The 22,286-nt window shown below is 67.0% G+C and carries 23 protein-coding genes; 7 read left to right on the forward strand and 16 right to left on the reverse strand.

The features are described from left to right. Positions 1-226: 226 nt before the first annotated feature. From phnE to D3H34_RS20925, 3 genes are read right to left on the reverse strand one after another with little or no spacing between them, the layout of a single operon-like run. The gene (gene phnE, locus D3H34_RS20915; protein ID WP_119556171.1) at positions 227-1,225 is read right to left on the reverse strand and encodes a phosphonate ABC transporter, permease protein PhnE; all 999 of its coding nucleotides are present in this window, start codon (positions 1,223-1,225) and stop codon (positions 227-229) included. After that, on the reverse strand, positions 1,222-2,022 hold the full coding sequence (phnC, locus tag D3H34_RS20920; RefSeq protein ID WP_119556172.1) for a phosphonate ABC transporter ATP-binding protein: 801 nt from the start codon (positions 2,020-2,022) through the stop codon (positions 1,222-1,224). The genes phnE and phnC overlap by 4 nt, the downstream gene beginning before the upstream one ends. Positions 2,023-2,030: 8 nt before the next feature. Then, positions 2,031-2,966 (reverse strand): phosphate/phosphite/phosphonate ABC transporter substrate-binding protein, encoded by a 936-nt coding sequence (locus D3H34_RS20925; RefSeq protein ID WP_119556173.1) that lies wholly within the window; start codon positions 2,964-2,966, stop codon positions 2,031-2,033. Between the two features lie 230 nt (positions 2,967-3,196). Between D3H34_RS20925 and D3H34_RS20930 the strand changes: the two genes are divergently transcribed. Continuing rightward, positions 3,197-4,048 (forward strand): HAD-IIA family hydrolase, encoded by an 852-nt coding sequence (locus D3H34_RS20930; protein WP_119556174.1) that lies wholly within the window; start codon positions 3,197-3,199, stop codon positions 4,046-4,048. On the opposite strand, the gene D3H34_RS20935 is transcribed toward D3H34_RS20930, so the two are convergent. Both D3H34_RS20935 and D3H34_RS20940 read right to left on the reverse strand, forming a co-directional pair. Next, positions 3,985-4,905 (reverse strand): MurR/RpiR family transcriptional regulator, encoded by a 921-nt coding sequence (locus tag D3H34_RS20935; RefSeq protein WP_286186010.1) that lies wholly within the window; start codon positions 4,903-4,905, stop codon positions 3,985-3,987. The genes D3H34_RS20930 and D3H34_RS20935 overlap by 64 nt on opposite strands. Positions 4,906-5,004: 99 nt before the next feature. Continuing rightward, positions 5,005-5,355, reverse strand: a complete 351-nt coding sequence (locus tag D3H34_RS20940) for an alpha/beta hydrolase (protein WP_119556175.1) — start codon at positions 5,353-5,355, stop codon at positions 5,005-5,007. Between the two features lie 419 nt (positions 5,356-5,774). Between D3H34_RS20940 and D3H34_RS20945 the strand changes: the two genes are divergently transcribed. Beyond that, entirely contained in the window at positions 5,775-6,545 is a 771-nt protein-coding gene (locus D3H34_RS20945; protein ID WP_119556176.1) for a TIGR04325 family methyltransferase, read from the forward strand. Between the two features lie 42 nt (positions 6,546-6,587). On the opposite strand, the gene D3H34_RS20950 is transcribed toward D3H34_RS20945, so the two are convergent. Further along, positions 6,588-7,502, reverse strand: a complete 915-nt coding sequence (locus D3H34_RS20950; RefSeq protein WP_119556177.1) for an amino acid ABC transporter substrate-binding protein — start codon at positions 7,500-7,502, stop codon at positions 6,588-6,590. Between the two features lie 10 nt (positions 7,503-7,512). Next, positions 7,513-7,944 (reverse strand): VOC family protein, encoded by a 432-nt coding sequence (locus D3H34_RS20955; RefSeq protein WP_119556232.1) that lies wholly within the window; start codon positions 7,942-7,944, stop codon positions 7,513-7,515. 109 nt (positions 7,945-8,053) lie between these two features. Between D3H34_RS20955 and D3H34_RS20960 the strand changes: the two genes are divergently transcribed. From D3H34_RS20960 to D3H34_RS20980, 5 genes are all read left to right on the forward strand, one after another. Next, entirely contained in the window at positions 8,054-8,974 is a 921-nt protein-coding gene (locus tag D3H34_RS20960) for a LysR family transcriptional regulator (protein ID WP_119556178.1), read from the forward strand. Between the two features lie 24 nt (positions 8,975-8,998). Continuing rightward, entirely contained in the window at positions 8,999-9,895 is an 897-nt protein-coding gene (locus D3H34_RS20965; RefSeq protein ID WP_119556179.1) for an SPFH domain-containing protein, read from the forward strand. A 51-nt stretch (positions 9,896-9,946) separates the two neighbouring features. Continuing rightward, complete coding sequence (locus D3H34_RS20970; RefSeq protein WP_119556180.1) at positions 9,947-10,150, forward strand: type II toxin-antitoxin system antitoxin; 204 nt, start codon at positions 9,947-9,949, stop codon at positions 10,148-10,150. A 49-nt stretch (positions 10,151-10,199) separates the two neighbouring features. Beyond that, positions 10,200-11,051, forward strand: coding sequence for a substrate-binding domain-containing protein (locus tag D3H34_RS20975; RefSeq protein ID WP_119556181.1), 852 nt, complete (start codon positions 10,200-10,202; stop codon positions 11,049-11,051). A 70-nt stretch (positions 11,052-11,121) separates the two neighbouring features. Continuing rightward, positions 11,122-11,856: a transporter substrate-binding domain-containing protein gene (locus D3H34_RS20980; RefSeq protein WP_119556182.1), complete on the forward strand. Its 735-nt coding sequence runs from the start codon at positions 11,122-11,124 to the stop codon at positions 11,854-11,856. 13 nt (positions 11,857-11,869) lie between these two features. On the opposite strand, the gene D3H34_RS20985 is transcribed toward D3H34_RS20980, so the two are convergent. From D3H34_RS20985 to D3H34_RS21025, 9 genes are all read right to left on the reverse strand, one after another. Further along, a complete protein-coding gene (locus D3H34_RS20985) occupies positions 11,870-12,277 on the reverse strand; it encodes a lipoprotein (RefSeq protein WP_119556233.1) in 408 nt (135 codons plus the stop codon). 83 nt (positions 12,278-12,360) lie between these two features. Then, positions 12,361-14,598, reverse strand: coding sequence for a M1 family metallopeptidase (locus D3H34_RS20990; RefSeq protein WP_119556183.1), 2,238 nt, complete (start codon positions 14,596-14,598; stop codon positions 12,361-12,363). A gap of 651 nt (positions 14,599-15,249) precedes the next feature. Beyond that, positions 15,250-16,566: an MFS transporter gene (locus D3H34_RS20995; RefSeq protein WP_119556184.1), complete on the reverse strand. Its 1,317-nt coding sequence runs from the start codon at positions 16,564-16,566 to the stop codon at positions 15,250-15,252. Positions 16,567-16,612: 46 nt separating this feature from the next. Further along, the gene (locus D3H34_RS21000) at positions 16,613-17,719 is read right to left on the reverse strand and encodes a porin (RefSeq protein ID WP_119556185.1); all 1,107 of its coding nucleotides are present in this window, start codon (positions 17,717-17,719) and stop codon (positions 16,613-16,615) included. Positions 17,720-17,772: 53 nt separating this feature from the next. Beyond that, a complete protein-coding gene (locus D3H34_RS21005) occupies positions 17,773-18,741 on the reverse strand; it encodes a PDR/VanB family oxidoreductase (protein ID WP_119556186.1) in 969 nt (322 codons plus the stop codon). A gap of 23 nt (positions 18,742-18,764) precedes the next feature. Next, a complete protein-coding gene (locus D3H34_RS21010; protein WP_119556187.1) occupies positions 18,765-19,817 on the reverse strand; it encodes an aromatic ring-hydroxylating oxygenase subunit alpha in 1,053 nt (350 codons plus the stop codon). An 11-nt stretch (positions 19,818-19,828) separates the two neighbouring features. Further along, positions 19,829-20,050 (reverse strand): recombinase-like helix-turn-helix domain-containing protein, encoded by a 222-nt coding sequence (locus D3H34_RS21015; RefSeq protein ID WP_119556188.1) that lies wholly within the window; start codon positions 20,048-20,050, stop codon positions 19,829-19,831. A 35-nt stretch (positions 20,051-20,085) separates the two neighbouring features. Then, positions 20,086-21,258 (reverse strand): FAD-dependent monooxygenase, encoded by a 1,173-nt coding sequence (locus D3H34_RS21020; protein ID WP_119556189.1) that lies wholly within the window; start codon positions 21,256-21,258, stop codon positions 20,086-20,088. 32 nt (positions 21,259-21,290) lie between these two features. Beyond that, a complete protein-coding gene (locus D3H34_RS21025; RefSeq protein ID WP_119556190.1) occupies positions 21,291-22,277 on the reverse strand; it encodes a Bug family tripartite tricarboxylate transporter substrate binding protein in 987 nt (328 codons plus the stop codon). Positions 22,278-22,286 lie beyond the last annotated feature (9 nt).

Below are 22,286 nucleotides of genomic sequence, written 5' to 3' on the forward strand. Positions count from 1 at the left end.
CCGCCGCCGCACGCGGCGAGGCTCAGGCACAGGAGAAAGCCCGCCGCAGCGAGGCCATACCGGGAAGAACGTGTGGTCATGGAGGTGTCCTTTTCTGGATCGAAGGGGCGTGGGAAGAAACGCAGGGCGAAGCCGGGCCGTGCAGGCCTCGAAGGGCTTGCACCGGAACGGGGAAAAACGGAATGAACTCAGTGCCCGGAATGGGCGAATCGATGAACGTCAGCGCTCAGGCATAGCGGCTGCGCAACCGGGCTGCGACCCTGTCGAGCACGAGCACCGTGAGGAAGATCGCGATCAGGATCGTTCCGACATGCGCGTAGTTGTACATGTCGTAGCGGCCCTTCAGCTCCTGGCCGATGCCGCCCGCGCCCACCAGCCCCACCACGGTGGCCATGCGCACGTTGCGGTCGAGGATGTACAGCGTGTAGGCAATGAACTGCGGCATCACCTGCGGCAGCACCGCGAAGCGCATCACCTTGAGCTTGTTGGCGCCGATGGCGCGCAGCGCTTCCTGCGGCTTGTCGTCGGCGGTCTCGATGTCTTCCGCATAGAACTTGCCGAGGAAGCCCGCCGAGTGCAGTGCGAGCGCAAGCACGCCGGCAATGGGGCCGAAGCCGTAGGCGAGCACCAGGAACAGCGCGCTCACCAGTTCGGGCACCGCGCGGAACATGCCGACAATGCCGCGCGCCAGCGCATAGACGGCGCGGTTCGGCGTGTAGTTCTTCGCGCTGCACCAGGCCAGCGGCGCGCTCAGCACGATGGCCAGGAGCGTCGCCCAGATGGCGATCTCGAAGGTCTCGAGCATCTTCACCGCCACATGCCAGAGGTAGCCCAAGGGCTCGACCAGCACCTCGCGCCGGTCGACCACCTCTTCCATCTGCAGCGTCTGCGGGTTGAGCTTGGGCTGACGCGACTCTTCGGTCTCGACATGCGAGAACCACGGGAGTTGCGCGCGGTCAAAGCCCTCGATGCGCGAGACCTCGGTGCGCTCCGATATCTGCGGCGGAAAGAGCGACTTCGCGATGGTGCCCAGGCCCGACAGCACCTGCGACTGGTCGCGCAGGCCGACGGCCGCGAGCACGCCCTCGCCCGTGAGCGACAACATGCGGCCCATCTCCACGCGCTGGCCGGCGAAGAAACCGACCACCACCACGAGCAGCAGCACGGCGAGGCTGCGGGCGCCGAAGGGGCGCGGCAGTTCCCAGGCGGACGCGGGCCGGCTCATGGCACCAGCTCCAGCGTGCCGGTGTGCAGCGGCCGCAGCGCTTCGGGCACCGGCCGCGCAGGTACCGACGCACGTCCGTAGACCGCATCGAACACCGTCGGGTCGAAGGCCGCGGGCGCGCCGTCGAACACCACCGCGCCATGACGCAGCGCGACGATGCGATCGGCGAACTCGCAGGCCAGCTCGATCTGGTGCAGGCTGCACAGCACCGTGGTCCCACGTTCGCGTGCCTGCGTGCGCAGCAGCGACAACACGTCGTGACTGGTCTGCGGGTCGAGGCTGGCCACCGGCTCGTCGGCCAGCACCAGCGGCGGCTCGAGCATGAAGGCGCGGGCAATGCCCACGCGCTGCTGCTGCCCGCCCGAGAGTTCGCTCACGCGGCGCAGCAGGTGCTGCTCCTGCAGGCCGACCGATTCGATCAGCGCACAGGCCTTGGCGCGTTGTACTTCGGAGAAGAGCCCGAGCAGCGCGCGCCACGTCGGCAACGCAGGCAGCGCACCGGCCAGCACGTTGTCGGCCACGGTAGCGCGCAGCACCAGGTTGAACTGCTGGTGGATCATGCCGATGCGCGGGCGGATGCGGGCCAGCGAGTTCGCGGCGATCTGCACGCCCTCCACCCGCACCGAGCCCTGCGTGGGCCTGACCAGTCCGTTGGCCATGCGCAGCAGCGTCGACTTGCCCGCGCCCGAGGCGCCCAGCACCACGCAGAACTGCCCTGCCGGCACCTGCAGCGACACGCCGTCGAGGGCACGCGTGCCGTCGGCGTAGTGCATGGCGACCGATTCGAAATTCAGCATGGCGGCGCTCAACGCTCGGCGGACTTGGCGAGGATGCGGCCCTTGAGCTCGTCGGTCAGCAGGCCGAGCTTCTCGGCGGCAACGTTGAACTCGTCTTCGGAGAACTTGGTGTCGTAGCCGTCGATCTTGCCGCCGCCGTAGCCGCGGATCATGTCGGGCGTGACGCCGGGAGCCTTGTTCACCGTCTGGAAGGCGTCCTTCAGCTTCACCTTCAGCGGCTCGGGCAGCTTCGAGTTGAGCGCCAGCGGCGGGTACGGAATGGCCATGCTGCGCGCGACCACCTTCACCGTCTTCGGGTCGACCACGCCCTGCTTCACGGCCTTCTCGTAGGAGTCGAAGGACAGCGAGGCCACATCGACCTGGTCCTGCACCAGCGCGGCCAGGCTGCTGGCGTGGCTGCCGGTCATGCGGATGGCGCCGAGGTCCTTCGCCGGGTCCATGCCGGCGTCCAGCAGCATCGCGACCTGGAAGGTGAAGCTCGACGCCGAGTTGACATCACCGAAGGCCACGCGCTTGCCCTTGAGGTCCTTGACCGACGCGATGGGTGCGTTGGCCTTGGCGAACATGCCGGCGTAGTACACCGAGGCGCCCTTCTCCACACCCACCGCCAGCAGCTGCGCGCAGCCGCGCTTGTGCGCCTGCACGTACGACACGGGGCCGAAGAAGGCGATGTCGGCCAACTGGTTGCACATGCCCTCGACCACCGCGCCGTACGACTGGCCGACCTTGAGATCGAAGTTCAAGCCGGTGCTGCGCGTGATGGCGTTGAACACCGGCGCGTAGTCGGCCTTGGTGCCCGACTCTGTGCCGCCGTCGGCCGGGATCAGCAGCACGCGCAGCGGACGTTCGCGCGAGCCGTCGGCCACCGATTGGGCATGGGCCGGAAGCGTCAGCGCTGCGCACAGCGAGAGGGCGGCGGCCGCGGTGGCCAGGAGCTTTTTCATGGTCGGTTCCTTCGTTTGGAAAGCGATCGGCGTGCGGTTGCAACGCCGGGATGAAGAGAACTTTAGGAGCCATAGATGACAGGAAAATGAAATAAGCTCATTTCAAAATTCAAATACCACTGAGCAATATTCAATAGAATCCGCCGCCATGGCCGAGCCCCCAGGACGGCCCCCATCCGCGGAGATCCATGAGCACACAACACAAGACACCAGGGACCACGAACGGGACCATGAACGCCAGCGCCTTCAGCGCGCTCGCACGGGCCCGCCACCTGCTGGTCGACCTCGACGGCACGCTGGTGCGCCAGCAGGAAGCCATCGACGGCGCAGCCCGGCTGCTGGCCCACTTCGACGACCGCTACGCCATCGTGTCCAACAACTCCACGCACACGGCGCAGGGCCTGTCGGTGCGGCTGCGCAAGTCGGGCCTGCGCGTGCCGCCGGAACGCATCGTGCTGGCCGGCGAACTCGCGGTGCGCCAGCTGGCGCAGGCGCATCCGCAGGCGCGCGTGCTCCTGGCCGCGAGCCCTGCCCTGCAGCGCTATGCGCGTGCGCAGGGTTGCCGGCTGGTGCCGGCCGAGGCGGACTTCGTGCTGCTCGCGCTCGACATGCACTTCAGCCACGCGCGCCTGTCGGTCATCGCGAACGAGTTGCGGCGCGGTGCGAAGCTGATGGTGACCAACGCCGACGCCACGCACCCGGGCCCGCAAGGCCGCGTGGTGCCCGAGACCGGCGCGCTGCTCGCGGCCGTGCTCGCAGCCAGCGGCGTGCAGCCGTGGCGCGTGGTGGGCAAGCCCGCGCCGCTGTTGTTCGAGGAAGGCCTGCGCTGCCTCGGCGCGAATGCACAAGACACGGTGGTGGTCGGCGACAACCCGCTGACCGACGGCGAAGGCGCCGCGCGGCTCGGCCTGGCCTGCCTGCTCGTGGGTGAATCACCGGGTGCTGTGGCGCCGAGCGTGGCGGGGCTGCTGGCCTCCCCCATCCCGGGAACCATCCCGGAAACCGTGGAGGCCGCGCCTCAGTACCGCTTGAGCGAGAGCACGTCGAAGGTCTGGCGCAGCGTGCGCACCGAGGTGTCGTAGTCCGACAGCGCCAGGCAGGCGATCAGCACATCGATGATCGCCAACTGCGCGAGCCGACTCGTCATCGCCTCGGTGCGGAAGTGGGTCTCACGTGCCATGGTGAACAGCAGCACGTCGGCAAAGGCCTGGATCGGCGACTTGCCGAAGTTGGTGATGCACACCGTGGCCGCGCCGGCCTCCTTGGCCAGTCGCGTGGCCGTCACCGTCTCGTGCGTGCTGCCCGAATGCGAAATGGTGAGCACCGCCACCTTGGGGCTGGTGAGCGAGGCGCTGATCGCCTGCACATGCGAATCGACCACCACCTTGGCATTGAGGCCGATGCGCAGCATGCGGTAGTGCGCGTCTTCCGCGATGGTGGCCGAGCTGCCGATGCCGTAGATCTCGATGCGCTCGGCCTTGCGAAACAGCTGCACCGCGCGCTCCATGGCCTTCGCATCGAGCATCGACTGCGTGTCGTGCAGCGTCTGCACGTTGCTCTGGAAGATCTTGCGAATCACCGCGTCCGCCTTGTCCTGGGGATCGAGGTCTTCGTGGATGAACTGCACCGGCCGCACGATCTCCTGCGCCAGCGCGATCTTGATCTGCTGAAAGCCCGTGGCGCCGAGGTTCTTGCACAGGCCCACGATGCTGCCTTCGCTCGAGCCCGTGCGCTCCGCCACCTCGCTCACCGACATGTGGACCACCTCGCGCGGGTTCTTCACGATGAAGTCCGCGATGCGCTGCCCGACGGGGCCGAGCGACGACCACAGGGTCTCGATGCGCGCCAGCACTGCCGAGACCTGACCGTCCGGTGCCTCGGGCGGCGGTGCGCCGGTGGCCTTGGTGCTGGAGGTTCGGGGCGTGCTGTTGCGCTTCATGGGGCGCGAGCTTACCCGCCCGCCGTGGCGGTTTCGTGCGGGACGCGCAAACGAAAAAACGGACCCGAAGGTCCGTTCGTTCCCGCAAGCGCTGCAGGATCAGAGGCCAGCCTGGCGCGTGAACGACACGCTGGGCTTCTTGTACGCGGCCGGCACTTCGTCACGGTAGAACGCGCGGCGGTCGAGGCTGGCGAGCGGGTCGTGGGCCTTGGCGACGGCTTCAGCGCGGATCGTCGAGCGGTCGGCGGTCGAGGTGAAGGTCTGTGCGCCGGCGCTGGCGGCATCGCTGTACTCGTTGCCGGCGCGGGCGGCGGCAACGGCTTGCGACGTCACTTCCGAACGCGAGAGGGTCGAGTGCACGGTGTGCACGCCGTCATAGGTTTCTGCGTGGGCACCGGCAACAGCCAGGAGCGAGAGCGCAACGGCAGCGAGGGTCTTCGAGGCATTCATTTCAATCTCCTTCAGGTGGTGTGTTGATGGGATGAAGTTTGAACCTGAAGCGCCCAAAAAAACGGCAGCAAAAGGAATCGCGGCGTTCACGGGATTGAAACAATCACGCACCGCTGACGCATGCGATACGGCGGCCGAAATCCGGATTCCCAGAGGAGAAGAACAAGAAAGTTCTAGTCATCGGCATTCTTTGCATGCGCCGAGCGCATGCAAAGAATGCGCACCGCCCCCTGCGTCCGAGGTCATCCCGGGCCGCCGCGAAGGGGCCACGCCACAGCCGCAGCCCGAGACCTGGGCGCAGCCCGCGGCGCAGGCAAGCGGCATGTAAACCCCCACGGGGTAACCGCCCCCGCAGCGCTGGGCTATCGCCCTTCAAGGCCGCGGTTACGCTCAGAATGGGCAAGCCACAGGAGAGAGAAATGCTTTCAAGCCTGCTGCCCTTCCCGCCCCGCGAAAGCGCGTACAAGCGCAAGTTCCTGAACAACACGGACGAGAACCTCTTCATGGGGTCGTTCGAGAGCTTCGCGGCGGCCGAGGCCGGTGCACCGCCCAGCAAGGCCGTCGGCTATGCCAATGCCGACGCGGGCGAGCTCTACAGCCCGCAGATCTACTTCTACGACTATCCCGGCCTCTTCTGGCTGGGCCGCTCCATCGATGCGGGTCTGACGCGTGTGTTCGACCTGGGCGGGCACGTCGGCATCAAGTACTACGCCTTCCGGCGCGTACTGACCTATCCCGACACCCTGCGCTGGACGGTGTGCGACGTGCCCGGCGTGGTCGAGAGCGGCCGCGCGATGGCCATCAAGCGCGAAGCGACCGGGCAGCTCGGCTTCACCACCGACTACCGCGATGCGAGCGGCTGCGACGTGCTGTATGTCTCGGGCAGCCTGCAGTACCTGCCGACCCGCATGGACGCGATTCTTTCTTCACTCGCCGTGAAGCCCCGGCGCATCGTCATGAACACCACGGCCGTGCACCCCGAGCGCACGATCTACACGCTCAACAGCATCGGCGTGGCCGTGTGCGCCTACCGCATCCAGCACCACGACGAGCTGCTGGCCGACCTCGCACGTTCCGGCTACCGGAAGCGGGACGTGTGGCGCAACGAGGGCAAGCCGATCGAGGTGCCCTTCGTCGATGGCGGCGACAAGCCTTACTACGCGGGCTGCTGCTTCGACCTGATCGCCTGATTCGAACTGATCATTCGACCTGATCGCCTTGCGGGTGCCGTCCTATCGCAGCTCGTAGTCTTCCATCGGCTTGTCGGTGGGGTTGGCCCAGGCGGCCTTTGTCAGGGCGCTGGCCGGCAGCCCCACCTTCGCGCCGTGCGGCGCAATGGGCTGCATGAACCACTTGTCGTAGATCCGCGCGGCCTCCCCGCTCCTTGCCAATGATGCGACGCTTTGATCGACCAGCTTCTTGAACGCGGCGTCGCCCTTGGGAATCATGATCCCGATCGGCTCGACGCTGAGCACCTGGTCGAGCAACCGGTACTGCGCCGGCGCCTTGCTCTTCGAAATCAAGGTGGCAAGGATCTGGCCGTCGGCAACGAAGCCCTCTGCACGGCCCGATTCGAGCAGCAGGAAGCCTTCGCTGTTGTCCTTGGCGTAGACCTCGGCGATCTCGGGGGCGTTGTCGCGCTTGAGTTTTCTCAGGAGCTGGACGGAAGTGCTCCCCGTGGTGACGGCCACGGCCTTGCCGGCCAGCTGCGCCACGGAGGCCACGCCGGATGCCGCCTTGACAGCGATGCGAACGCCTTCGACATAGAGCGTCGGGGCGAACGCGACGTCTTTCTGACGCGCCGCATTGTTGGTGGTGGTACCGCACTCGATGTCGACCGTTCCGTTCTGCACGAGCGGCATGCGGTTCTGCGGCGTGACGAGCTGGTACTTCACGTGGACCTTGCCGATCTGCAGCGCCTTTCCGATATCGGCAATGACACGTTCGCAGACCTCGACGTGAAAGCCCGTGTAGCTGCCGCCCCCCAGGGTGAAGGACATGGCGCCCGAAGCGTCGCGCACACCCATGGTGATGGCGCCGGACGCCTTGATCTTCTTCAGCACGTCGGTTTGGGCGGATGCACGCCCGGCGCACAACAGGAGCGCCGCAGCCGTCGCGGCCGCCAGAAGGCATTGGCTCTTTTTCACGTCGACGCTTTCAGACGGCGAACAGCGAATCCAGGTTCGCGAAGGACTTCAGCTCGATCGCGTTGCCCGACGGGTCGAGAAAGAACATCGTCGCCTGTTCGCCGGGCTCGCCCTTGAACCGGATGTAGGGCTCGATCACGAATTGCGTCTGGCGTGCGATGAGCTTGTCGGCCATCGCCTGCCACAGGTCCATCGGCAGCACGGCGCCGAAGTGGCGCACGGGCACGTCGTGGCCATCCACGGCGCTGTGCGTCTTGTGGCCGCACTCGTCAGGCGCCAGGTGCGCCACGATCTGGTGGCCATGAAAGTTGAAGTCGACCCACTCGGCCGAGCTGCGGCCCTCCGGGCATTCGAGCAACTCGCCGTAGAAGGCGCGCGCTTCAGCGATGTCGCGCACGGGAAAGGCCAGGTGGAAGGGGATGCGTGCAGTGGGGGTGCTCATGGGGTTCATCGATCAAGGAGTTCAGGGTGAGCGAACTCTAAGCAGCGGGCCACATAACCGAAAACGATATATTTCTACGCTGAGCAACACCAAATTCGATGAATCAAGAATGATCACCGAGCTTCGAACCTTCATCGCCGTGTGCCGCCACGGCACATTCGCCGCGGCGGGAGAGCGCATCGGCCTGACGCAATCGGCGGTCAGCAGCCAGATCAAGCGCCTCGAGGAATCGCTGGGGTTCCCGCTCTTCGATCGCACGGGCCGCTCCGCCACCTTGAATGCAGCCGGCGAAACGACGCTGGGGCGAGCAGAGGAAATCTGCGCGCTCTTCGCCAGGCTCGGCGAGTTGCCCGACGACGCGGCGAACGCCGGGCTGCTGCGCATCGGCGCCATTGCGTCCGCGCAGCCGACGCTGGTGGCACGCGCGCTCGAGAAATTGCGCGCCGGCTTCCCCCTGCTGCGCGTGCACATCTCGCCCGGCGTTTCGATGCGGCTCATGGACGACCTGGACGCCGGCAACATCGATGCGGCCGTGATCATCCGGCCGCCCTTCGGCATTCTTCCGGAGCTGACGTGGCAGACCCTGGTGCGCGAGCCCTATGTGCTCCTTGCCCCTGCGAACGTGCCGGGCAGGAACTGGCGCACCCTGCTGCGCGAACAGCCGTTCCTGCGCTACGACCGCGCATCGTTCGGCGGGCGCATGGTCGAGAGATTCCTCCAGCGCGAAGGCCTCGTGGTCAGCGACGCCATCGAGGTCGACGAAATCTCCGGGCTCATCCACCTGGCCTCCAAGGGCCTGGGCGTTGCGCTCGTGCCATGGGTCGAGGCCCACCTTCCGCTGCCGCCGGGCGTTCGCATGCTGTCGCTGGGCGAGGCCACGTTCCACCGCGAGATCGGGCTCCTGCAGCGCAAGCCACGGGCCAGCCCGCCCCTCGTCGCGCAGTTCGCACAGTGCCTGCGCGAGGCAGCCGAACCGGCGAAGGCGGGCCGAAAGAAATTCTTGACGACCTCCAAAAAGATATTAAAGTGATATCACTTTAAACAGGAGGCCTTCATGCATGAGCAGACCCCGTCCATCCCTCGCCCGGTCCGCAGGGAGCGGCCGTATCGGTCCGTCAACGGATACGGCATCGTCGCCGTGGCGCTGCTGATCATTGCGGTCGGCGCCTGGGTTCTCGTGCGGCGGGTGATGCCGCTGCCCCTGAGCATCCTGCTGATCGTCGTCGGCGTCACGCTGCTGCCGGGGCTGTACATGCTCAAGCCCAACGAGGGCATCATCCTCACGCTCTTCGGCAAGTACCAGGGCACCGACCGCAGCGAGGGCCTGCGCTGGACCAACCCGTTCCAGTCGGGCCAGAAGATCTCGCTGCGCGCACGCAACCTGAACACGCCGCCGCTGAAGGTGAACGACAAGCGCGGCAACCCGGTGGAGATCGGCGCGGCCGTGGTCTGGCGCGTGCACGACACGGCACAGGCCGTGTTCGAGATCGACGACTACAACAAGTTCGTCGCCATCCAGTCCGAAGCCGCCATCCGTCACCTGGCCACGATCTATGCCTATGACAGCGGCGACGACCTGCAAAGCGACGAGGTCACGCTGCGCGCCGGCCTGGACGTGGTGGCCGACGCGCTCAAGGCCGAGCTGAACCAGCGCTTTGCCAGTGCCGGCGTCGAGGTGCTCGACGCCAAGCTCACCCACCTCGCCTATGCGCCGGAAATCGCGCAGGTGATGCTGCGGCGCCAGCAGGCGGTGGCCATCGTGAGCGCGCGGCACCAGATCGTGGCGGGCGCGGTCGGCATGGTCGAGGCGGCGCTCAAGGGGCTGTCGGAGCGCAACCTCGTCGTGCTCGACGACGAGCGCAAGGCCTCGATGGTGTCCAACCTGCTGGTGGTACTGTGCTCGGACCGCGAGACCCAGCCCGTGGTCAACACGGGCACGCTCTACACCTGATGCATCCACGGCACGCATCCGTCGCCGCCACTACCACGTTGTTGTTCCCTGATGGCCAGTCCTGGTAAGAAGTCCTACCCGCTGCGCATCGATCCGGCCCTGTGGGCCGAGATCGAGCGGCTGGCGGCGCAGGAACTGCGCAGCGCGAACGCGCAGGTCGAGTTCCTGCTGCGCGAAGGGCTCGCGAAGCGGGGGCGCCTGCCGGCGGCGAGTGCGCCCGACAAGGACGCGGCTGCGCCCAAGCCGTCACGCTAGTAGTAACCCCGTATTTCCTGAGGGCCGATTGACAGCCTCGGCCCCTACGATGACACGGCACGATCTTCAGGAGACCTACGCCGTGAAAGCTTTCGTTCCCCGTTCCGCCCTGACCCGCCGCGCCGCACTGGCGCTGGCCGCCTCTTTCGTCCTTGCCGGTTGCGCCGGCACCCCGCCCACAGCAACAGCCACCGGCGACATCCACGTCATGACCTCCGGTGGCTTCACCGCCGCCTACAACGAGCTGCGCCCCGGTTTCGAACGCAGCAGCGGCCGCAGCGTGAAGACGGCCTACGGCGCCTCGATGGGCAACGCCAGCGACTCGATTCCCAGCCGCCTCGGGCGCAACGAGCCGGCCGACGTCGTGATCCTCGCGCGCCCGGCGCTCGATGCGCTGGTGGCGCAAGGCAAGGTGGTGGCGGGCAGCCAGGTCGACCTGGTGCGTTCGTCGATCGGCTTCGCGGTGCGCAAGGGCGCACCCAAGCCCGACATCGGCACGGTCGATGCACTCAAGCGCACGCTGCTTGCGGCGCCGTCGATCGCCTACTCGGCGAGCGCGAGCGGCACCTACTACGAGACCGAGCTGCTCAAGAAGCTGGGCATCGAGGACCAGGTGAAGCCCAAGAGCAAGCGCATCCTGAGCGAGCGCGTGGGCACGGTGGTGGCGCGCGGCGACGCGGCGCTCGGCCTGCAGCAGGTGAGCGAGCTTCTGCCCATCGAGGGCATCGACTACATCGGCCCGCTGCCCGCCGAGGTGCAACGCGTGACGGTGTTCTCGGCCGGCATCGCCACCGCGTCGAAGCAACCCGAAGCGGCGCGACAGCTGATCCGCTACCTCAACGCGCCGGCCGCGGCACCGACCATCGCAAAGACGGGGCTGGAGCCGATGTCGGCGCGCTGAGCGCCGCGGCCTCGACCCGTAAACTGGCGGCCTTCATCCCCTCCTTCCGCCTTCCCGACGAACGGACGCCATGACCACCTTTGTCTCTCCCGCCCTCGTGACAGCCTTCGCACCCAGCGGCACGCTGCGCGCATCGATCAACCTCGGCAACCCGATCCTCGCCAACAAGGCCCCCGCCACCGGCGAGCCGGTCGGCGTGTCGATCGACCTGGCCCGCGAGTTCGCGCGGCGGCTGGGCGTGGGCATCGAGCTGGTGGTGTTCGAGAAGGCCGCAGCCTCGGTGGACGCGGTGAAGAACGAGAAGGCCGACATCGGCTTCTTCGCCGTCGACCCCGCGCGCAGCGAAGGCCTGCGCTTCACGGCGCCCTATGTGCTCATCGAAGGCAGCTACCTCGTGTCCGACGCATCGCCGCTGACCGACAACGCACAGGTCGATGCGAAGGGCCACCGCATCTCGGTCGGCTCGGGCAGCGCCTACGACCTGTTCCTCACGCGCGAGATCAAGGCCGCCGAGATCGTGCGCCTGCAGGGCGCGGGCCCTGCGCTCGCCGCACTGCGTGCGGGCGAGGTCGAAGTGGCCGCCGGCATCCGTCAGCTGCTCGAAGGCGAAGCGGCCCGCGCACCGGGCGTGCGCGTGCTGCCGGGTCGCTTCATGGTGATCCAGCAGGCGATGGGCACGCCGGCCAGTCGCGGGGCCGAGGCGCAGGCGCTGCTGGCGGCCTTTGTCGAAGAGATGAAGGCGTCCGGCTTTGTGGCCAATGCATTGAAGCGGCACCGCATCGAAGGCGCGATCGTCGCGCCTTGAGCGGCCGACCGCCTCAAAGCTTGTGCGCCTCCACAGGCCCCTGTGAATAGAACAGGAAGTACCCCGTCTGCGTCTTGAAGCCGTTCTTCTGCCACCCAGGCGGCACCTTGAAGACGCCGAGCTGGTCGCTCGAGATCCCGACGAAGGACGTGTTCTCCGTGTCCGTGGTGATGCGGCTCCAGCGTTCGCGCGTCACGGGCTTCATCTGCATCTTGGGCTCGCTCCATTCGGGCGTGCGCACCTTGTCGCGCATGACGTAGCGGTCGCCGTCGCGCTCGATCTTGACGACCTCCTTGAGCACGCCGTTGCGTTCGACGGCGTAGACGCCGACCAGTTCGGTCTCGGGCTCGCCGCGTGCGCCGCAGGCCGAAAGCAGTGACGCGCAGGCCACCGCGAGCAGAAAGTTCAGAAGAGTTTTCATGAGGTTCGAAATGAGGTGGCGCATGTGCCGCCAGGCACACCCGGCGGCACATGCGGGGTTCACGAAAGCAAGCTCAGTTCAACTCAGCGCTTCTGGTTCTCGCGCAGCGTCAGGTTGCCCTGGAAGCGCAGTGCGTGCGGGTACTCTTCCTTCCCGCCCGCCTCCACCGCCGCCATCTTCTGCTGGCTCAGCTGCGTCTTGGCGAGCAGCGGCGCCGGCAGGTTGAGCACGCCCTTGATCTGGTCGTACTGCGCCTGCGTGATGCGCCCCACGCCCAGCAGGCGGAAGGCATCGCGCTCGATGTTCAGCAACAGCGGCTTGTTGCCCGCGAAGTTCTGCACCTTGGCCAGCAGGTTGCTCCACGACTGGGCGCTGTAGTTGCTCACGTAGTAGTCCTGCCCCGTCGGCCCGGCCAGCACCGCGGTGCAACCCGGCAGCTCGAACTGCGTCGCGTTGTTGGACATCACGAAGGTCTCGCGCTTTTCCATCGCATCGCCATACGCCAGCGTGACGGGAATGGTCCACGTCGAGGCCGGGAACTGGTTCTGGTTGGGGAACGACTCCTGCGTGATGTTCACGTAGGTGCGGTTGCCGGCGCACTGCGCGTCCACCGTGAGCAGCGGAATGCCGGTCTGGCGGATGAAGCTGTCGCCGATATCGGCCACCTTCTTGCCGCCCGCGGCCTTCTCCAGCGAGGTCCACAGCCGCGTGGGCGTGACGTTGCCGTACGCGTAGTCCTTCAGGTAGATCTGCAGGCCCTTTTGCATCGCCTCTTCGCCGATGTAGTTCTGCACCATCTCCAGCACGTGGCTGCCCTTGTTGTAGACAAAGATCGCGGGGCTGATGAAGCCGAACGAGCCTGCGTCGTTCAGGTTGCGCTGCACCGGCACCGCCGAGGGCTTCAGGTCGGCCACGATCACGTTGTGCTTGTCGAGCACATAGTCGGAGAAGCTGTAGTACTCGGGGTGGAACTTGATCGTGGTGCGCCGTTCGAACCAGCGCGCGAACGACTCGTTGAGCCACACGTTGTCCCACCAGTCGAGCGTGACCAGGTCACCGAACCACTGGTGCGCCACTTCGTGAGTCACCACGGTCACCGAGTACAGCGTGGGCCTGTCGCCGGGCTTGGTGAGCACGGCATCGGCAAACTCGAAGATCGAACCCCAGTTCTCCATGCCGCCGAAGCCCGTGTTGGGCTTGTTGTCGTAGCTGTCGTTGGCGGCCACGGTGTCGAACTTCTTGAACGGCAGCGGGATGCCGGTGTACTTGTAGTAGTAGTCCATCGACACCTTGGTCCACTCCATCGCGAACTTGGCCCAGTCGGAGCGGCCCGGCGGCGTGAACCAGCGCAGCGCCATGTCGCTGCCGTCGAGCGGATTCTTGAAGGTGTCGGCCAGGATGTCGAACTTGCCGCCGCCGAAGAAGGCCAGGTACATCGGCATCGAAGGCGTCTTCTCGAAGGCCACGCGCTGGTAGCCGTCGGGCAGCTTCACGGCCTCGGTCTGCGCGCCGTTCGACACCGTCTTCCAGTCGCCCGGCACCTCGGCGGAGATCTCGAAGGTGTGGCGGAAGGCCGGTTCGTCCCAGCCCGGGAACCACTGGCGCGCGAAGTTGGTTTCGCCCTGCGTCACGATGGCATCGCTGCTCACGCCCTCGGGTGTCGAGAGGCCCACCTTGAAGATGCCCGACGCGGCCGAGCACAGCGGGTTCTTCGCCATCACCTCGGGCGTGCAGTATTCGGCGTCGGAGAACTGGATCTTGCCGTCCCACTCCATGTGCAGCAGGTACTTGCCCTTGGCGATCTGGCCGTCGTTCAGGCGCATCTGCACGAAGTCGCCGCGCGTCTGCGGCGTGGGAATCAGCGGGATCGCCTCGCCCGGCTTCGACAGCTTGCGCAGCGTGGTGCGCCCGCGCGCGAAGTTGAGGTCATGTGCGGCAACGACGATGGCGTCCACCGGCTTGAGCACTTCGATCTCCACGTCGGCGCGCCCCACGAAGGTCTTGAGCGCCGCATCGGGACGGAACCACAGCTTGTAGTTGATGGGCCAGACCGTGTCGGGCAGCTCCATCGGCCGGGCCGAGCGGTCGACCGCGGCAACCGACGAATCGGACGCGGCAGGCACGCCGTCGTCGGGCGTCTTCTTGGTGGTGTCGCCGCTGTCGGCCGCGGGCGCGTTGGCCAGCGAGGGCGCACCGAGGCCCGCGCCGCCGAACGATGCGCCACCGCCGCTGTCTCCGCCACCACCGCAGGCCGTCAGCGCGGCGAGCGTCACGGCTGTGAGGGCCAGGCAATGAACGACAGGTGTATTCAGTTTTTTCATGATCGCCTCTGGGTACTCTTGGTAAGGAACATGCGCCGCACCGCAGGCACCGGCGGATAGCCGGCGATGCACGTGACGCGCGCGGGATGAGTTGAACGACAGATCGAAAAATGCGGGCGGCACTGTGCCCTTCCGGCGAACAGACAGTTCGTCAGAAACGCAGGCTCAGGCCGGACCGCACCGCGTGTGCAGCGGTGGTCCCAGAATGCGCGGGGCGAGCGGCGCCATTCCCGTCAGGACACGGGGTGTCGGGGGAGCGTGTGAACGCGGTGGGGTGTGCGGGTCGGGCTCAGTGCCCGTGCATCGATGCGATGCGTTCACCCGAAAGGCAAACGGCCGGGGCCATGGCAAAAGCAATGGCGACGGCAAGACTGGCTGCGGCTCTTGTGGTTGGTTTCACGCGCATTCCCTCGTCCGTTGAAGTGCACGCAGTTGTAGCTGATCGATGCAGTCAGCTCAACGATTCGCGGAACTTTTCTCTCTCCAATTGTTCGCGCGCGATAGGCCGAATGGCGTCATGGCACGCGACGTGTGCCATGCGATACGAAGATGGTTCTGCGCCCGAAACACCTGCTCACGCAGATGACAAAAACGAAGGCTGCGCACTGTGACGAAGCGGCCACAGTACGAAGGTACAAGCCGCGAAGAAGGCTACGAAAGCTGTGAACCAGAGACTGCAGCGGTGCGTTGCGCACGCTCGCGCCACCACAGCAGGAAGCCGCAGCCGAACACGACGACCTGCGTGCCGACGAGCAGTGCGAAGCCCGCGAAGAAACCTGCCGCCGACGAGGCCGCGGTCACCGCTGTGTGCGCTGCGCCCGAGCCGTGCGATACCGCGCTGATCACACCGCCCATCAGCGCCGGCATGAAGCCCGCCACGAGGCTGCCCACGCCGTTGGTCACGCCGAAGGCGCTGGCCGTGTGCTCGGGCCGCGAGCAGTGCTGCACCGTGCTCGGAATGGCCGGGCTTTGCAGGCCCCAGAAGAAGTTGGCCGCCACGAGGCAGGTCGCGGCCATGTACGGGTCGCGCGCATTGATGGCCAGCAGCACCGACAGCGCCACGCCCGCGCTCGCACCCATGAAGATGAAGGGCACACGGTCGCGCCCGAGCTTGTCGATGAGCACGCCGCCGGTAAACACCGCGAGCACCGTCGCGTACTGCGGCAGCGAGGCGATCCAGCCCATCTCGCGCATCGAGAAGCCGCGCGCCTCGCGCAGGTAGGTCGGCAGCCAGTTGCTGCTGCCCCAGAGGTAGGCCAGTGCCGCCGAGGTCAGCAGCGTGATGAGGAACAGGTGCCGCGTGTGCAGCGCGCCCCTCACGATGCCGGCCACGCGCGCCATCGCATCGCCGATCGACGAAGGCTTCACGCCGTCACCGTGCCCCGCGGGCATGCGCACGAAGGCCAGCACCAGCGGAATGCCCAGCACGATGTTGAGCACACCGAGCACGTGGAACGAGCTGTCCCATTCGAACTGCGTGAGCAGGTAGCCCACCAGTGGATAACCCACCGCCAGCCCCAGGCCCGTGCCCATGTTCACCAGCGCGTTGGGCTTGCCGTTCTCGTGGCTCTGGAAGTGCGCCTTGATGTACGACGAGGCCAGCGAGAACAGCGGCCCTTCCGACACGCCCAGCAGCACGCGCGAGGCCAGCAGCAGCCCATAGCTGTTGAACATCGGCGACGCCCAGGTCACCACACCCCACAGGATGAGACCGTAGATGAGGCTGCGCCGCACGCCGAACAGCGCCGAGCAGAACGGCGTGAGCACGAAGGCCGAGATGCCGTAGCCCAGCATGAAGGCCGTGGCCAGCAGGCCCTGGCTCACCCGGTCGGAGGCGTCGAGGCCCACGTGCTTCAGGAAGGCCGGATCGGTGATCAGCACCGCGATGTTGATGCGGTCCACGTAGGAGATCGCGACGATCACGAACAGCGTGATCACGCCGTACCAACGGAAGTTCTTGCTCTGCATGATCGGGGCTCTCTCTGCGTGGATGGGGCGCGCTGTCCTGCCGCGCCTAGAACATGTGGCGCATGCCGAACTCCATGCCGCTGGAGGAACGGTTGGGCATGGTGATGGCACCGGCCAGGGCCTGCGCCGCGCCGTTCTTGTTGCTGATGCGCGCAATCGTTCCGTACACCGCCGTGCGCTTGGACAGGTTGTGCACGTAACCGATGGCCAGCTTCGACGTCGTGGGCTCGCGCACCGCATTGACGGGCTCCAGCTTGTAGCGCGCGTACGAGGCCTTGATCTCGCCCGGCCCGATGGGCAGCTGGAAGCCGATCAGCACGCCCTTGGCATCGGTGGTGCCCTTCGATTCCTTGTACAGCTCGCTCGTGAGCTTGAGGTTCATGAGCGAGGCATCGAAGGTGTAGGCCGCGCCGAGATTGGTCACGCGCAAATCGCCGCTCACGTAGCGCGTGCGGCCGGTGGCGATGGCCACGTTGAGGCCGCCGCTCTGGTAGCCGAAGCGCGCGCCGGTGTGCTGACCGTCGCGCTTGTTCGACACCTTGGTGCCGGCCAGCACCGAGGTCGAATCGTTCTCGCCCATGGCGTACATCACCTGGCCGTAGAAGCCGCCCAGGTTGGCCGGCAGGAAGTAGCCGATGCTGTTCGAGGCACGCGTGCCGGTGGGTGCCACCAGGCCGCCCAGGCCCGAGAAGTAGATCTGGTTGGCGCCGATGCCTCCGCCGGTGCCGAAGGGATCGAAGATCGCGGTGTTCCAGAAGGCCGGCACGTAGTCGCGGCCCAGGCGCACTTCACCGAAGGGGCCGGCCAGGCTCACGGTCGAGCGGCGGTTGAAGCTCATCACACCGGGCGTGCCGTTGCCGCTGGCCTGGTTGTTCGAGTTCGACGGGAAGCCCGTGCCGCTGTCGTTCTGCAGGCCCATCTCGAGCCAGAAGCTGGCCGAGAGCCCGCCGCCGAGGTCTTCGGTGCCGCGGAAACCAAGGCGGCTGAACATGTTGCCGCTGTTGCCCAGCTGCGTCTTGTGGGCCGATCCGTCGCCGCTGCCGCGTGTGTAGACGACGGAAGCATCGACCACGCCGAAGAGCGTGACGGAAGATTGGGCCAGCGCTCCGCCAGCCGCGGTGGCCGCGGCCATCGCGATCAAGTACTTTTTCATGGAATGTCTCGGTTGGTTTTTTCTCTTGGCCGTCTTGTGGTTTGTGGCCTTGCTTAGATGTCCAGCACCAATCGCTCGCCCTTGCAGCGAGAGACGCAGATCATCATGGTCTTGTTGGACGCACGTTCGATCTTGGTGAGGATGCCGTCGTGGTGATCGACTTCGCCCTCGAGCACCGCCGTTTCGCAGGCGCCGCAGACGCCTTCCTTGCAGCTGTGGTCGGGGTTGAGGCCAGCGTCGATCAGGCTGTCGAGAATCGACTTGCCCGGAGGCACTTCGACGCTCTTGCCGCTCTTGGCGCACTGCACCACACACGTCTGGGTGGCGCTGGGCGCCTCCACATGCACGGCGGCGAAGCGCTCGATGTGTGCGTTGGCGTAGCCCAGTTGCTCGCAGCTCTTTTCGAAGGCGTCGAGCATCGGCGTGGGGCCGCAGCAGTAGTAGTGGCTGGCGGCGCCCTTGCCGGCCAGCAGCGATGCGAGGTCGGGCGGTGCGCCCTTCTCGTCGTCGAAGTGCCAGGTGAGCTGCACCGACTTCTCGGTGGCCAGCGCCTCGATGGCATCGCAGAAGGCGGCCTCCTTGCGGGTGCGCGCGCAGTACACGATTTCCACCGGCTTGCCGATGGCGATCAGGCGTTGCAGCATGCACCAGATGGGCGTCACGCCGATGCCGCCGGCCACGAGCACCGAGCGTTCGGCGCCCTCTTCCAGCTTGAAGTTGTTGCGCGGCGCCGAGATCGGCAGCGTCATGCCCACGCGCAGTTGCTGGTGCACGTAGCGCGAGCCGCCGCGGCTCTTGCGGTCGTTGAGCACGCCCACCACATAGCGCTGGCGGTCGCTCGAAGGGTTGCACAGCGAATAGCTGCGCACCAGCCCGTTGGGCAGGTGCAGGTCGATGTGGGAGCCGGCCTCGAAGGCGGGAAAGTCCACCGCCGGCGTGGCCGGCCGGAACTCGACGCTGACGATGCCGTCGGCCTCGTAGCGCATGGTGTGCACGAGGGCGTTCAGCGTGGGAGAAGACATGGCGATGCTCGCTTGCTTGCAGTTCAGGCCGTGGCGGCTTCGGCCTCGGCCAGTTGCGCCTGGGCCAGGTTGCGCATGTGGCGGCGCAGGCGGACGATGCCCAGATCGTGCTGGTACAGGTTCTCGTGCTGGTTGGCGTCGGCTTCCATCTCTTCGAGCATCACGCGGTCCTGCTCCAGCACGTGCCAGTGGCGCGCCTCGAGGCGGTTCTTGTACAGGAAGCGCCAGGTGTCGCGCTCCCAGCCCTTGGGCAGCTTGCGCGCGCGCCAGAAGAAGGTGGCCGTCATGCCGTTCGCCATCGGCGAGAAGGCACCGATGATGATGAAGTTGCCGCCGGGGCCGCCGGTCTTCGGGTACGGGATCTCCAGGCGCATCCAGTGGATGCCGGTGTCGGCCCATTCGGTCCAGTCGAAGTTGACGTTGCGCTGGCCTTCCTTCTCGAACACGAAGCCGATGTCGGTCGGGCGGACGCCGAACTTGGCGCTCGAATCGCCCTCGGCCATCGAGTGCGACTGCTTGTGCAGGTAGGTGCCGTGCATCGGGTCCATCACGTTGTCCAGCACGTAGCGGTAGTCGCCCTTCCATTCCGTGTAGCACAGGAAGTTCGAGTACTCGGCCTCGTCGGTCAGCTGCTCGGGCAGCACCAGCGGCGGCGGCACGTCGACCGGCTCCTTCGCGTTGTAGAGGAACACGGCACCCGCGCGCTCCTGCACATGGAAGTGGCGCGTGGCGCGCGAGCCTTCGAGCTTGCAGCCGGGGCTGCCGGGCACGCGCGTGACGACGCCGTCGTGGCGCACTTCGACGCCGTGGTACGGGCACGAGAGGCGGTCGCCCAGCACCACGCCCTGCGACAGCGGCGCGCCGCGATGCGGGCAGCGGTCTTCCAGCGCATGCAGCACGCCTTCGCCATCGCGCCACAGCGCGATCTTGCGGCCGAGGCGGCGCAGGGAGATCGGGTTCTCCTTGATGAAGTGCGAGGGGCAGATCGGGTACCAGAGGTCCTTCAGGCCGATCTCGAGCAGGTGGTCGACAGGATCGACAGGTGCAGGTGCGACGGGATGGATGGCGATGGTCATGATGGGTCTCCTCAGGCGGCCAGCGCGGCCATTTCCTTGCTGTACAGCGCTTCGGTCCACGCCAGGCCGCCCGGCGTGGCCAGGCCGCTGTCGTTCAGGCGCTGCACCAGGCCGGCCAGGTCATGGATGCCGTCGGCGTAGGCGCGTTCGATCACGTCGCCCAGCAGGTCTTCGTAGGTGGTCGCGGGGCGCTGGCGCGCCTGGTGCGGTTGGAGAAAGCGGTCTTGTTGCATCGTGAGCCTCCGTGGAGCGAGGGGGAGAAAAAGGTTCAGGCGGTAGCGGCAGCGACGGCGCCTTGCGCCGGCACGCCCAGCGGCACGGCCCAGGCGTCGTAGCCGTACACCCAGTCGGCGTTGCCGCCTTCGCGCAGCCAGTTGTTGCCGCGCGAGCCGAGTTGCACCTGGCTGGCGCGTTCGATGCGCGCCGTCTGGTAGGCCTGCAGCGCGGCGGGAATGTCGGCCATGGCCACACCGTCGAGGTGGCGCGACAGCACCACGGCGTCTTCGATGGCCATGCCGGCGCCCTGCGCCATGAAAGGCAGCATCGGGTGCGCGGCATCGCCCAGCAGCGCCATGCGGCCCTGTGCCCAGGCGGGCATCGGGTCGCGCTCGTACAGCGCGGTCTTGAGCACCGTGTCGCAGGCATCGAGCAGCGCGCGCGCCTCGGGGTGGTAGGCGACGTACTGCTCGCGCAGCTCGTCGACGCTGCCCGGCGCGGTCCACGACTCCAGGTGCCAGGTGTCCTGCGGCGTGGTGGCGAAGATGAAGATGTCCTTGCCGCGGTTCAGCGGGAACGTGACGATCTGGCTCTGCGGGTTCGGGCCCCACCACTTGGTGAAGGCGCCCAGGTTGGGCACACCGGCCACGCGCTCGGCGGGCACCACGGCGCGGTAGGCGACGATGCCCGTGAAGCGCGGGCTCTCGGCGCCGAACATCGCGGTGCGCACGCCCGAGTGGATGCCGTCGGCGCCGATCAGCACGCCCACGCGGGCGCTGGTGCCGTCGCTGAACGACAGGGTCACGCCCTTGTCGTCGGCGGCGATGGTCTCGGCGCGCTTGCCCAGCGCCACGCGTTCGGCGGGGAACATGTCGGCCAGTGCGGCCAGCAGGTCGGCGCGGTGGATCGTGAGCTGCGGCGCGCCGTAGCGCTGTTCGGCCGAGTCGGCCATTTCGAGGCGCGAGGTTTCCTCGCCGCTGTCGTAGGTGCGGCTGATGCGGTGCGACGGGCGCGCAGCCGTCACGCGGGCGGCCTCGCCCACGCCCAGGCCGTCGAGTGCGCGCACGGCGTTGGGCGTGAGGTTGATGTCGGCGCCGACGCGGGCGAACTGCTTGGCCTGCTCGAACACGACCACGTCGTGCCCCGCGCGGCGCAGTGCGATGGCGGCGACCAGGCCGCCGATGCCGGCACCGACGATGCCGATGGTGGATTCGCTTGTGTTCATGGTGTCTGTCTCTGCTTGTTGTTGTGCGTGGCTCACTCGGCCACGATGTTGCGGGCCTTGATGATCTTGGCCCACACCGCCGTCTCGTCTCGGATGTAGCTGGCGAACTCGGCCGGCTTCATGGCCGCGTCGGTCATGCCCTGGGCCTTCAGGCGTTCGCGCACGTCGGGCTGGGCCAGCATGTCGGCCGCATCTTTCGCGAGCTGCTCGACCACGGCGGGCGGCGTGCCCTTGGGGGCCAAGAGGCCGTACCACGAGGTCACGGTCACGCCCTGGATGCCCTGCTCCGCCAGCGTGGGAATGTCGGGTGCGGCGGCGCTGCGCTTGGCTTCGGTCACGCCCAGTGCGACGAGCTTGCCGTTCTTGATGAAGGGCATGGTCGCGGGCAGGTTGCTGAACATCAGCGGCACCGCGCCACCGAGCACATCGTTGAGCGCCGGCGCCGTGCCCTTGTACGGCACGTGCAGCAGGTCGACGCCGGCCTGCTGCTTGAACAGCTCGCCCGCCAGGTGCAGGCCACTGCCCACGCCGGGCGAGGCATACGACAGCGTGTTGGGCTTGGCCTTGGCCATTGCCACCAGTTCCTTCGCGCTCTTGATGCCCGAGGCCGGCGCGGCCACCAGCACGTTGGGCGCCTTGGCGAGCATGGTGACGGGCACGAAGTCCTTCTCGATGTTGAACGGGAAGTTCGGCATCAGCGTCGGGTTGATCGTGAGGTTGCCGGCGGGCACCACGAGCAGCGTGTGGCCGTCGCCCTTCGCGCGCTTGACCTTGTCGATGCCGATGTTGCCGGCCGCGCCCACCAGGTTCTCCACCACGGCCGCCTGGCCGTAGCGCTTGGCCAGGCCGTCGGACAGCACGCGGGCCAGCGTGTCGACCGGGCCGCCGGGCGGGAACGGCGAGACGATGGTGAAGCGGTCGCTCGACAGCTGCTTCTGTGCATCGCTCTGTGCATGTGCGGGCAAGGCGATGGCCAGCGCTGCGGCAGCCATCAGGGAGAAGGAAAGACGTCGTTGCATGGAGGTCAC

The organism is Acidovorax cavernicola (genome assembly GCF_003581445.1).